At 53.1% G+C, this 9,314-nt stretch carries 12 protein-coding genes and 1 other RNA gene; 10 read left to right on the forward strand and 3 right to left on the reverse strand.

Translation table 11 applies throughout. From position 1 onward, the window contains the following. The first annotated feature begins 472 nt into the window (after window positions 1–472). The 9 genes from nifH to A1355_RS09210 all read left to right on the forward strand — a co-directional run bounded on the left by nifH (window position 473) and on the right by A1355_RS09210 (window position 7,838). Window positions 473–1,348 carry a nitrogenase iron protein gene (gene nifH, locus A1355_RS09170; protein ID WP_064027244.1) on the forward strand — a complete coding sequence of 292 codons (876 nt, stop codon included), beginning with the start codon at window positions 473–475 and terminating at the stop codon, window positions 1,346–1,348. Window positions 1,349–1,448: 100 nt separating this feature from the next. Beyond that, window positions 1,449–2,933, forward strand: coding sequence for a nitrogenase molybdenum-iron protein alpha chain (gene nifD / locus A1355_RS09175; RefSeq protein ID WP_064027246.1), 1,485 nt, complete (start codon window positions 1,449–1,451; stop codon window positions 2,931–2,933). 154 nt (window positions 2,934–3,087) lie between these two features. Beyond that, window positions 3,088–4,659 (forward strand): nitrogenase molybdenum-iron protein subunit beta, encoded by a 1,572-nt coding sequence (gene nifK, locus A1355_RS09180; RefSeq protein WP_064027248.1) that lies wholly within the window; start codon window positions 3,088–3,090, stop codon window positions 4,657–4,659. A gap of 60 nt (window positions 4,660–4,719) precedes the next feature. Beyond that, complete coding sequence (nifT, locus tag A1355_RS09185; RefSeq protein WP_064027250.1) at window positions 4,720–4,941, forward strand: putative nitrogen fixation protein NifT; 222 nt, start codon at window positions 4,720–4,722, stop codon at window positions 4,939–4,941. A 3-nt stretch (window positions 4,942–4,944) separates the two neighbouring features. Further along, window positions 4,945–5,145, forward strand: a complete 201-nt coding sequence (locus tag A1355_RS09190; protein ID WP_064027252.1) for a 4Fe-4S binding protein — start codon at window positions 4,945–4,947, stop codon at window positions 5,143–5,145. A gap of 4 nt (window positions 5,146–5,149) precedes the next feature. Beyond that, a complete protein-coding gene (locus tag A1355_RS09195) occupies window positions 5,150–5,848 on the forward strand; it encodes a NifB/NifX family molybdenum-iron cluster-binding protein (RefSeq protein WP_064027254.1) in 699 nt (232 codons plus the stop codon). After that, window positions 5,845–6,111 carry a DUF6129 family protein gene (locus A1355_RS09200; RefSeq protein WP_064027256.1) on the forward strand — a complete coding sequence of 89 codons (267 nt, stop codon included), beginning with the start codon at window positions 5,845–5,847 and terminating at the stop codon, window positions 6,109–6,111. Before A1355_RS09195 ends, A1355_RS09200 begins: the two co-directional genes overlap by 4 nt. Before the next feature lie 7 nt (window positions 6,112–6,118). After that, window positions 6,119–6,883 carry a 4Fe4S-binding leucine-rich repeat protein gene (locus tag A1355_RS09205; protein ID WP_064027258.1) on the forward strand — a complete coding sequence of 255 codons (765 nt, stop codon included), beginning with the start codon at window positions 6,119–6,121 and terminating at the stop codon, window positions 6,881–6,883. Next, window positions 6,876–7,838 (forward strand): hypothetical protein, encoded by a 963-nt coding sequence (locus A1355_RS09210; RefSeq protein WP_064027260.1) that lies wholly within the window; start codon window positions 6,876–6,878, stop codon window positions 7,836–7,838. The genes A1355_RS09205 and A1355_RS09210 overlap by 8 nt, the downstream gene beginning before the upstream one ends. A gap of 142 nt (window positions 7,839–7,980) precedes the next feature. Here A1355_RS09210 and ssrS read toward each other — a convergent pair. From ssrS to A1355_RS09225, 3 genes are all read right to left on the reverse strand, one after another. Further along, window positions 7,981–8,160: non-coding RNA, 6S RNA (gene ssrS, locus A1355_RS09215), on the reverse strand. A 20-nt stretch (window positions 8,161–8,180) separates the two neighbouring features. Continuing rightward, window positions 8,181–8,477, reverse strand: a complete 297-nt coding sequence (locus A1355_RS09220) for a cell division protein ZapA (RefSeq protein ID WP_064027262.1) — start codon at window positions 8,475–8,477, stop codon at window positions 8,181–8,183. After that, the gene (locus A1355_RS09225) at window positions 8,474–8,701 is read right to left on the reverse strand and encodes a TIGR02449 family protein (RefSeq protein WP_064027264.1); all 228 of its coding nucleotides are present in this window, start codon (window positions 8,699–8,701) and stop codon (window positions 8,474–8,476) included. Before A1355_RS09225 ends, A1355_RS09220 begins: the two co-directional genes overlap by 4 nt. Window positions 8,702–8,808: 107 nt before the next feature. On the opposite strand from A1355_RS09225, the gene A1355_RS09230 reads away from it, so the two are divergent. Beyond that, window positions 8,809–9,314 (forward strand): UPF0149 family protein (locus tag A1355_RS09230; protein ID WP_064027267.1); only part of this gene is annotated, 506 nt, incomplete at its 3' end.

Genomic DNA, 9,314 nt, shown 5'->3' on the forward strand with positions numbered 1-9,314 from the left:
CAAACTGCTCTTTTTAGGATTATCAGCCAGATTAACGGCGCGACCAATAGCGCGAGTGTTTGCCGTAAGGCCACGGCGAAAACGTTGAATCGGTCATGGAGATACTCTCGGCGCGTGAGCTTGGGAACGAAATCGGCGCCGGCCGAGCTGATCCGGCTTAACGCCGTTTCAACGTTATATATAGCATCGGTCGAAAAGCCGAAAGCCGGATAAAACGGTATTGGCGACACCTATCGAGACCGTGGCGCCAAAGGTTTGAAGCCATTCGAAGGGCATCGTTGCAATAACCACACGTAGGCTGTGAGTAAAACGACAGTGGCCAATACAAAATGTTGGGTATACGACTACATTGTTAGGCGTTTTTTGGTTAAAAAATCCTTTATAAATCAGTGTTATGAGTAACTCCGGCAAACTGGCACGCCCATTGCTGTAGTAGGGTTGTTATTAACAAAGCCCACAAGAGGAGAAAGTCATGGCGAAATTACGTCAATGTGCTATTTACGGTAAAGGTGGTATTGGTAAATCCACCACAACCCAAAACCTGGTTGCCGCTCTGGCGGAAGCCGGTAAAAAAGTGATGATCGTCGGTTGCGATCCTAAAGCCGATTCTACTCGCTTGATCCTGCACTCAAAAGCGCAAACCACCATCATGCATTTGGCTGCCGAAGCTGGTAGCGTCGAAGACTTGGAACTGGAAGACGTATTGAAAGTCGGCTACGGCGACGTGAAATGCGTTGAATCAGGCGGTCCAGAGCCAGGAGTTGGTTGCGCTGGCCGTGGTGTTATCACCGCGATCAACTTCCTGGAAGAGGAAGGCGCATACGACGACGAACTCGACTTCGTATTCTACGACGTATTGGGTGACGTTGTTTGCGGCGGTTTCGCGATGCCTATCCGCGAAAACAAAGCGCAAGAAATTTACATCGTTTGCTCTGGCGAGATGATGGCTATGTACGCTGCCAACAACATCGCTAAAGGTATCGTCAAATACGCCAACTCAGGCGGCGTTCGTTTGGCCGGTTTGATCTGCAACTCTCGTCAAACAGCTCGTGAAGACGAACTGATCGAAGAATTGGCAAGACAAATGGGCACTCAAATGATCCATTTCGTACCACGCGACAACGTTGTACAACGTGCTGAAATCCGTCGTATGACGGTTATCGAGTACGAACCAACCGCGAAACAAGCCGACGAATACCGCGCTTTGGCTCAAAAAGTTCTGCACAACAAAAACTTGGTGATCCCTACTCCGATCACGATGGACGAGTTGGAAGAGTTGTTGATGAACTTCGGTTTGATGGAAGAAGAAGACGCAACTTTGATCGGTAAAACCGCTGCCGAAGAATAAGTCTTGCTAGAAACCGGCGGGCGGCTTGCCGTCCGCCACCCTATCTGTTCCCAAAAACTGTCTGTTGGGGGATTGCCCACGACATTAGGAGGATAACATCATGGCAGCCATGACAAGAGAAGAGACCGAAGCGCTGATCGCAGAAGTGCTGGAAGTCTATCCCGAGAAAGCCAAAAAAGACCGCGCGAAACACTTGGCGGTCAACGACCACGAGTTGGAAAAATCCAACAAATGCATCACTTCAAACCGCAAATCGTTGCCGGGCGTAATGACCATTCGTGGTTGCGCGTATGCCGGTTCCAAAGGTGTGGTTTGGGGCCCGATCAAGGACATGATCCATATTTCCCACGGTCCAGTCGGTTGCGGTCAATATTCCCGCGCCGGCCGCCGTAACTATTATGTCGGTACCACTGGTGTCAACACCTTCGGTACGATGAACTTTACCTCCGATTTCCAAGAGAAAGACATCGTATTCGGCGGCGACAAAAAACTGGCCAAATGTATCGATGAAATCGAAGCTTTGTTCCCTTTGCACAAAGGCGTTTCGATTCAATCCGAGTGCCCGATCGGTCTGATCGGCGACGACATCGAAGCGGTTTCCAAGGTTAAATCCAAAGACATCGGCAAAACCGTTGTACCTGTGCGTTGCGAAGGCTTCCGCGGTGTTTCCCAATCTTTGGGTCACCACATCGCCAACGACGCCATCCGCGACTGGGTTTTGGATAAAAGCGACGGCAAACAACCCGCTTACGAGGTCGGTCCATACGACGTAGCCGTGATCGGCGACTACAACATCGGTGGCGACGCTTGGGCTTCGCGTACCCTGTTGGAAGAAATGGGCCTGAAAGTGGTCGCGCAATGGTCCGGCGACGGTACCATCGCCGAGATCGAAAACACCCCGAAAGTGAAATTGAACTTGATCCACTGCTACCGTTCGATGAACTACATCGCTCGGCATATGGAAGAAAAATATTCCATTCCCTGGATCGAGTACAACTTCTTCGGCCCAACCAAAATCGCCGAATCGTTGCGTAAAATCGCCGCTCACTTCGACGACAACATCAAACAAGGCGCGGAGCGCGTGATCGCTCGCTACAGCGCGGAATACGAAGCCGTTATCGCTAAATACAAACCGCGTCTGCAAGGCAAACGCGTGATGTTGTACATCGGCGGTTTGCGTCCTCGTCACGTGATTGGCGCCTACGAAGACTTGGGTATGGAAGTAGTTGGTACCGGTTACGAGTTCGGTCACAACGACGACTACGATCGTACCATCAAGGAAATCGGCAACGCCACGCTGTTGTATGACGATGTCACCGGCTACGAATTCGAAGAGTTCGTCAAAAAAGTTCAACCTGACCTAATTGGCTCCGGTATTAAAGAAAAGTACATTTTCCAAAAAATGGGTATCCCATTCCGGCAAATGCACTCTTGGGATTACTCAGGCCCATACCACGGCTACGACGGCTTCGCCATCTTCGCCCGCGATATGGACATGACGCTGAATAACCCATGCTGGAAACAAATCAAGGCGCCTTGGAAAACCGAAGCGTCTGAGAGCGAAGCGGTAAAAGCGGTCGCTTAATAGCGAATGCGATGATGCCGTAGGGCACGCGCCATCGCTCCTCGGGGCAATGGGCGTACCCTGCCTTTCGAAGATCGGGCTGCCTGGACAAAGCAGCCCGACTAAATCCAATCAACGCCGGACCACAGATTAGTGGCGCGTTTAGGAGATTATCATGAGCCAAAATGTCGACAAAATAGCCCCTAGTTATCCCTTGTTTCGAACCGACGAATACAAGGAAAATCTTGCCAACAAACGCGCGATGTACGAAGAGCGTCACCCGCAAGATACCATTGACGAAGTATTCGAATGGACGACGACTAAGGAATATCAAGAATTGAACTTCAGCCGCGAAGCGATCACGATCAATCCGGCTAAAGCTTGCCAACCGCTGGGTGCCGTGTTGTGCGCTCTGGGTTTCGAAAAAACCATGCCGTATGTCCACGGTTCGCAAGGTTGCGTGGCTTACTTCCGTACCTACTTCAACCGCCATTTCAAAGAGCCGGTTTCCTGCGTTTCCGACTCCATGACCGAAGACGCGGCGGTATTCGGTGGTCAGAAAAACATGTTCGCGGGTTTGGAAAACGCCAAAGCCCTATATCAGCCGGACATCATCGCGGTATCCACCACTTGCATGGCGGAAGTGATCGGCGACGACTTGAACGCGTTTATCAACAACGCCAAGAAAGAAGGCCATGTTGATCAAGATTTCCCGGTGCCATTCGCTCATACCCCAAGCTTCGTCGGTAGCCACACCACCGGTTGGGACAACATGTTCGAAGGCATGGCGCGCTACTTCACGCTGAAAACGATGGAAGGCAAGGAGCCCGGCAAAAACGGCAAGATCAACTTCGTACCCGGCTTCGAAACCTATTTGGGTAACTACCGCGTCATCCACCGGATGATGAAAGAAATGGGTGTCGATTATACGATGCTGAGCGATCCGACCGAAGTATTGGATACCCCGGCGGACGGTACTTTCCGGATGTACTCCGGCGGTACCACGATGGACGAAATCAAGGATGCGCCGAACGCGATTACCACCGTGTTGCTGCAACCTTGGCAGTTGGAAAAAACCAAGAAATTCGCCGAAACCACTTGGAACCACGACGTGCCGAAACTGAACATTCCGATGGGCTTGGAATGGACCGACGCATTGCTGATGAAAGTTTCCGAACTAAGCGGCAAACCCATTTCGAAATCACTGGAAGTCGAACGCGGTCGTTTGGTGGATATGATGACCGACTCGCACGCTTGGTTGCACGGCAAAAAATTCGCATTGTACGGCGATGCCGACTTCGCGTTGGGTATGACCAAAATGCTGCTGGAGTTTGGCGCGGAAGTCACCGACGTGTTGGTTAACCACGCCAACAAACGCTGGAAAAAAGCTTGCGAAGAAATCTTGAAAGCGTCGCCTTACGGTCAAACCGCTACCGTGCACATCGGTCGCGACTTGTGGCACTTCCGTTCGTTGATGTTTACCAATAAACCGGACTTCATGATCGGCAATTCCTACGGTAAATTCATCCAACGGGATACCATGTACAAAGGCGAGGAGTTCGAAGTGCCGCTGATTCGGATCGGCTTCCCGATTTTCGACCGTCACCACTTGCACCGTATGACCACCTTGGGCTACGAAGGCGCGATGTACGTGCTGACTACGCTGGTTAACGCGGTACTGGAGCAGTTGGATAAGGAAACCCGCGGTATGGGAACGACCGACTACAATTACGATTTGATCCGTTAACAAATCGTTTATCCGCGGGGGCAAATGCGAGTTTGCCCCCGCTTTCGTTTGGAGAAATCTATGCCCAGCGTCATGCTCAGAAAACGCGAAGATGGTAAACTGCTGTTCTATGTTGCCAAAAAAGACTTGGAAGAAACCATAGAATCGTTAGAATTCGATGGCGAGGACAAATGGGGCGGCGAAGTCACGTTGGGTGATGGCTCAAAATATTACTTCGAACCGATGAGTCCTCCACCGAAGATCCCAACCACATTGCAAGCCAAGCGATTAGCGGAGGAATAAAGCATGACTCTCTACATTGTTGCCGAGGAATGTATTTCCTGTGGTGATTGCAAACCTGTGTGCCCAACCGACTCGATCAAGGAAGGCGCGGTGGTGTTCGAAATCAACAAAAAAACCTGCACCGAGTGCAATGGTGACTTCGACGAACCGCAATGCGTTAAGGTTTGCCCGATTGACAATTGCATATTGCCGTTAGTGGCATAGTGCCATGCGCCAGTCCGCCTTGACGAGGGAACTGGCTTTGCGTATCGGGTTGGCGTCTCGAGCCCTGCCCGATACCGCTCCCAAATTATTTGTGTCGATTTTGCATGCTTGCGTGGGGCCGGTATTGGACGGCAACACGCTGGCTGAGCTTGGCGAGGACCGCTTCCGTCAGGCGCTGAGCAATTTCGGGATCTCGGCGGACCCGCAAACCGTGCGTTTAACGCTGGGGATATTGCAAAGCATCGCCTTTCCCGATCCGCCCAAGCCGCAAACCTTGCCGGCCGATGCCGCCGGCTCGATATTGGTGGCCGTGGTCAGCGACGATCCGACTCGGATCGCCGGCCATTTCGGCTCTTGCCGCCAGTTTTTGATCTATCAGGTGTCCGCGGACGAAGCTCGGTTAATCGACATCCGCAGTGTGGACATGGATGCTCAGCGGCGTCATGCCGACAAGAATACTTACCGCGCGGAGTTAATCGCCGATTGCCGGGTGCTCTACACCGCGTCCATCGGTGGTCCGGCGGCGGCTAAAGTCGTTAAATTCGGCATACACCCGATCAAGACCGAACTGGGCGCCGTCGTCTCCGAATTACTCAATCAATTGCAAACCGTCCTCGCCGATGCGCCGCCGCCTTGGTTGGCCAAATCGATGGGCATCCGCGCGGGCCGCCGTATCAGTCTCGAACAGGAATCCACTTCATGATCAAACCCGAACAACTGCAAGAAATCGCCGGTAAAATTGGCAGCGAAGTCCTTAACGAAACGGTCGTCGGTATGCTACGCGAAGCCTACACCGACATCCATTTCACCTATTGCATGGACGACGACATTCCCAATAACGAACCTGTGCTTGAGGGGCGGGGTTTTAATTTGTATCTGGTGGATGGCCGTGAACACTGTTTATGCCTGACCCGCGACTACGATCATGCCACCGGCATCGTGATTGCCGAAGTCATCGAGGATTGAGTGCGGCATGGCGGAATCAGACGCTCCCGACTCTACACCGATAGGTGACTGCAGTATCTGTCCCTTCCGCGGCAAAACGCTATTGATGGGGCGTTGCATGCCTGGCGACACTTGCGTGTTCGTCGATAGCGGCCGCCAAATCGACCGGTTTTTCCGGGTCAATCCGGCCTATGCGACGCACTATTTGAACGATAAATTCTGGGAGCGGCGAGCAATCGCGGTACGCTATGCCCCGCAGAAAGCCTTGCAGGCGCTGATACACGACGAGGATGAGGTCGTGCGGCGGGCGGTCGCCTTCCGCTTGCCGGCTCAGCAGTTGCAGAGCTGGATAGACGACCCGGATCGGGAGGTGCGGATGACGGTTGCCGACCGCATCGACCTCGAACATCTCGAGTTATTGGCGAACGATCCGGATTATATCGTTCGCTTGACCGTCGCGAAGCGTTTGCCGCCCGGCCGCTTGTTCCGCTTTATCAAGGATGAGGATTTGCAGGTGCGCAAGCGGGTCGCCGAACGTTTGCCGGAAGTTAGCTTGGGACTGATGGCCGAGGATCCCGCGTCCGACGTGCGGCGTATCGTCGTCGAGCGCATGCCGGCCGACGATGCCGCGACGATGTTGCAAGACCCGGACTGGGTGGTGCGCTATACTGCGGCTGCCAAGGTCGATCCCGCCCGTTTGACGGTGCTCGCGGACGACCCGGAACCCGATGTGCGAGAATTGGTACATCAACGCTTGAATTCCACTAACAGCCCCAAAGCCGAACATGACTGAAGCCCGACTCGCGATTGCCGGACAAGACATTGCCGAATGCTGTAAAAAAATCATCCCTGGTCAAACCGACGAACTGTTGCAAAACAAGCTGCAACAACTGATTTCAGATTTCCCGCTCCGCCTGGCCATGATAGGCGACGAGTGGTACAAGCTTGGCGGTGTCGTCGACATGAACGGCACCCGGATCGCCAACGACATCACCGAATGGGTGGAGAGATCCTATATCGAGTGCGGGCAGAATCTGCAGACTCTGATCGAATATGCGCTTGAGCAAAAGCTGATCGCCACCAAACAGACCGGTAAAACGCTGTATTTTGTCGTGCAGACCGGCGATAGGGCCGAAGACTTTACGCTGATCGAAATCGATAAGACTCACGAAGTTTCGGATAGGATGTTGGTTGACGAAGCCAATCCGCCGGACGATTTGGAAGAGTTTATCGATCCGATTCATCCGTTTTGCATCGAGAGCTTCGGTTTCGGCCACTCGCGCTACGCTTATCGGCGCAAAACCGACGTGGCGTTGTTCATGGGCGTGATAGACGAGCGCCATCCCGGAGAGCACTCGGTGCGCCGCTTCATGGACGATTGGAATCGCAGCAGCGCCGGGCAGGTGGCTCGAATGTCGGAAGACTGGATCATTCGACCCTATTCCCATACCGGGCGTTTCGGGGAGCAAATCGTTAACGTCGAGTTGGTCAATACCCACAAACATCATCTGCCGCATCTGGAAGATTTCGCCGGTAAGAAAGGTAGCGCTCTCAGCAATGTGCTGACCCGCTTCGACCGGCAGGCCGGCCATCCGTTCGCCTGGTTTTTCTACATGTTGAAAGGCCGCTTGGTATCAACCCATATAGCCGAATCGGTATTTCGCGATATTTCCGGCGATTTTGCCTACTTGCCCAAGCGCGACGAAGCGGTGTTGCGCGATTGGATTGCCACGCCCTATAACGTGTAACGCAAGCGCCGTCGTTTCCGGGCTACGCGGTTAACTTGAGCCGTGAAGCCTTGCGGGAAGGGTGTTACAGGTATTTGAGATGAGGACTTGGCCGGCGACATCGGTCATGGGATCGAGGTCGGCCAGAGTATGGCTAACAAGAAAATCTCCCGCCTGCGCCGTCTGATACTTTCGTCCTTGAACCGGAGGTTCAAGTGGAAACCAAATCCAGTCAATCAGGCTTCCTGAGTGAACAGGCGTGCACACCATGACGGGTAAAAAGCTTCCGGGGCAAATGCAGGTTCAGGAAACACCCAGTACTGCTCGAACGCCGCAGGAGATAGGGTCACTATTCTAAACGAATTAAGGGGTTTCCAAAACGTTTTCTATTTTGCGGCGTAAATCCGCCAATCGGCCGGCCATATCCGGGCTGGAGCTTGCGGCCTTATTGCCGGATGCCAAGTCGTGGGCAAGATTCAATGCCGCCAAGACCGCGATTCGATCAGCGCCGGTGACTTTGCCGGTATCGCGGATTTTGCGCATTTGCCGATCCAGTTCGCGGGCGGAATCGATCAGCGTGTCTTTTTCCTCGGCGGCGCAAGCGATTTTGTATTCCTTGCCCAAGATGTTTAACGATACGGCTTGCATCGTTTTACTCATGAATCGTGCTCCATCGCCTTAAGGCGGGCGATCATCGCTTCGACGCGGGCTTTGGCCAACGTGGTTTTTTCGAGTAATCTGGCTTTTTCCTTGACCAGGGCATCCTGTTTTATTTTCAAAGACTTGTTTTCGTTTTTGACTTGGTTGTATTGTGCTATCAGCGCATCCAGCTTGGCTTCCAACGCTTCGAGCTCGGTAGTCGGGTCTTTTTCGCTTTGAGACATAGCACGGAGAGGAGTTGAACCGATAAGGCGGTATAATCGTCGGGATTTCTTAACAATGTTAGCATAAGCCTCGTGATTAAACAGCCTATCCAGGCGCCAAGAGCCAGATGACTTATCAAACCTTAAATGCCATTTTGGAGCAACACGACGCCGATATGGGCGGCGCCGAAGCGCACGGTATCGCTACCGGTATGTTGTGTGTCGAAACCCGCGCGGACTTTGGCAATTGGTTGCACGAGCTCTTCGACGAAGACCTCGAATTGATCGACGAAGACCGCGAGTTTTTGGCGGGTTTGTTCGAAAAGACCCGGCAACTCCTGGAAAATCAGGATCAGAGTTTCGAGTTCGACTTGCTGATGCCCGACGAAGCCGAGCCGCTCGACGAACAAGTCGAGGCATTGCGTTGCTGGTGCCAGGGCTTTTTGTTCGGGGTTGGCTATGCTAAAACCGACGCGGACTGGCCCGGCGATACCGCCGAAGTGATGCGCGACATGATAGAACTGACCAAAATCGACAGCGATGTCGGTGGCGAAGACGACGAAAGCGCATTGACCGAAATCCGCGAATACGTGCGTGCCTCGGTGTTTACGGTTCGCGACCAATTCGCCGGCGA

The organism is Methylomonas koyamae, assembly GCF_001644025.1.
Taxonomy (GTDB): domain Bacteria; phylum Pseudomonadota; class Gammaproteobacteria; order Methylococcales; family Methylomonadaceae; genus Methylomonas; species Methylomonas koyamae_A.

Excerpts from the sequence above, each read along its gene's own strand:
- A1355_RS09220 (WP_064027262.1), bottom strand. The coding sequence starts at position 8,477 with ATGAGTAAAACGATGCAAGCCGTATCGTTAAACATCTTGGGCAAGGAA.
- A1355_RS09210 (WP_064027260.1), top strand. The coding sequence starts at position 6,876 with ATGACTGAAGCCCGACTCGCGATTGCCGGACAAGACATTGCCGAATGC.
- A1355_RS09190 (WP_064027252.1), top strand. The coding sequence starts at position 4,945 with ATGACTCTCTACATTGTTGCCGAGGAATGTATTTCCTGTGGTGATTGC.
- nifH (WP_064027244.1), top strand. The coding sequence starts at position 473 with ATGGCGAAATTACGTCAATGTGCTATTTACGGTAAAGGTGGTATTGGT.
- A1355_RS09205 (WP_064027258.1), top strand. The coding sequence starts at position 6,119 with ATGGCGGAATCAGACGCTCCCGACTCTACACCGATAGGTGACTGCAGT.
- A1355_RS09195 (WP_064027254.1), top strand. The coding sequence starts at position 5,150 with ATGCGCCAGTCCGCCTTGACGAGGGAACTGGCTTTGCGTATCGGGTTG.
- nifT (WP_064027250.1), top strand. The coding sequence starts at position 4,720 with ATGCCCAGCGTCATGCTCAGAAAACGCGAAGATGGTAAACTGCTGTTC.
- nifK (WP_064027248.1), top strand. The coding sequence starts at position 3,088 with ATGAGCCAAAATGTCGACAAAATAGCCCCTAGTTATCCCTTGTTTCGA.
- nifD (WP_064027246.1), top strand. The coding sequence starts at position 1,449 with ATGGCAGCCATGACAAGAGAAGAGACCGAAGCGCTGATCGCAGAAGTG.
- A1355_RS09200 (WP_064027256.1), top strand. The coding sequence starts at position 5,845 with ATGATCAAACCCGAACAACTGCAAGAAATCGCCGGTAAAATTGGCAGC.
- A1355_RS09225 (WP_064027264.1), bottom strand. The coding sequence starts at position 8,701 with ATGTCTCAAAGCGAAAAAGACCCGACTACCGAGCTCGAAGCGTTGGAA.